The organism is Methyloglobulus sp. (genome assembly GCF_040079455.1).
Classification (GTDB): domain Bacteria; phylum Pseudomonadota; class Gammaproteobacteria; order Methylococcales; family Methylomonadaceae; genus Methyloglobulus.
In genome coordinates, this window is the sequence record NZ_JBEBKJ010000168.1 from 1 (window position 1) to 1,668 (window position 1,668).

Sequence of the window (1,668 nt, forward strand, 5' to 3'; positions counted from 1 at the left end):
TTTTCTGGGCTTAACAGCAATGACTGCCCAGCTGGCGAAATTACCGAAGCATGATAACTGGCAACGCAAGATTATGGTGCAGCTAGAAATCGACATGCAACAGGCGATTGTGCTGCTAATTTCAAACATCGTAAGGTCAAATTCTTTAAGCTGCGCTGATTATTTCGACACGCATACCGAAACGCAAAACAGGATTGAGCGTTATCGCCAGCTTTATCAAGAAGTCATGGCTATATTGCCCGTCAATATATTGCCTTATATCGCCTTGATTAAGACATTGCAGCGTTTGTTGGAAAGTGTCTGAAAATGGAGTCTAGCAAGGTAGGGACATCGAAGCCACGAATTCTCAGATTCTCTACCCAAGGGTACAAACTCAAGCACCATCCGGGCTTGTATCAGTAGTTTCATAAGTTGCCGAAGGTAAGACGCATACGTTATAAATTCGGCCAAGTAGTTGGGATCACCTTCGGCTCCGCTCAGGGTACGTTACCGTGGCGTTCCCTGAGCGGACTTGTAGCCGATGGGCATAAATGCTGAGCGGAGTCGAAGTAGTCGAAGGGAAATTAAACTGCACAAGGCCGGATCAATGATATTTCCTCAAGCAGGAAAAAGTGCTTATGAAACTATTAATATCTACTCGCTTTTGATTAAACTCAATAAATTCAACTCCGTGAGATAACTGCAAGTAATAAATCGGTATTAATTCACCTCAAAATTAGTAAAACTTAACTTCTTTTTGTTGTAGTTTTATCTACTATAAAGATGAGCCTGACAGTCAGGAGGGAAACGGCACTGGATATTTTTATCCCACCTTGGCCGGTTTTCAGTATTGAGGTTATGCTTAATTATGTGTCAGTGGGTATCTCTCATTGTCCTATCTTAAACTTTATGTGCCTATCTGGTACAGGGGGTTGATATGGTTATCTTACAGTTATTCTTTCATGCCATGATGGCAATCTTCCAATTTGTATCCTTTTTGGTAATCGCTTTTGTTGCAAGTAATATCTTTAAATCTGGATCTTGAAATAGTCATTAAATTCGCTTCCAGCCGGACGGGGCATGTTGCCCCGTTCGTAGGTTTCGGTAGGGTTCAAAGCCCCATCCATCGGCAAAACGTGAGTGACGGGGTAACATACCTGTCTCTTGATCACATTTTTATTAAAAAAATTTCAACTATTTGATTTATATTAACTTTATAAGTAACCCACTAAAATAAATTAATAGTCTGTTCCTAGACAAATGTTACATAGCCAGAAAAATAGGGAAAATTGGTGGCAGATTAATCTTAAAACCCTCGTTTTCCCCTTTGTAATCTCGTAGATCGTCTGTTTTAGTGAAATTGTGATTAAGAGACAGGCAAACATGCCCTGTCCGGCTGGATTTTTTGATGCCTAAACGCACCCTACCTAACTAAAATTACCGTTTTGAAACGGCCAATTTTATAGCCACGCCAATATCCGTCGGTGAATTCACCACTTCAACTCCAGCCGCCTTAAGTGCAGCCACCTTACCTTCTGCTGTACCTTTGCCACCCGTGACTATCGCCCCGGCATGCCCCATTCGCTTACCGGCAGGTGCAGTTTGTCCAGCGATATAAGCTACGACGGGTTTGGTGATGTGGGCTTCGATGTATTCGGCAGCGGCTTCTTCATCACTGCCGCCGATCTC

General features: G+C 42.6%; 1 protein-coding gene and 1 pseudogene. One reads left to right on the plus strand and one right to left on the minus strand.

Annotation, left to right across the window (positions count from 1 at the left end; genetic code table 11):
• Positions 1-304: hypothetical protein (locus tag ABL924_RS18345; protein WP_349028539.1), on the plus strand; the 304-nt coding region annotated here is incomplete at its 5' end.
• Positions 305-1,416: 1,112 nt separating this feature from the next.
• Here the strand turns inward: ABL924_RS18345 and ABL924_RS18350 are convergent.
• A pseudogene (locus ABL924_RS18350) lies at positions 1,417-1,668 on the minus strand (succinate--CoA ligase subunit alpha); the annotation flags it as partial.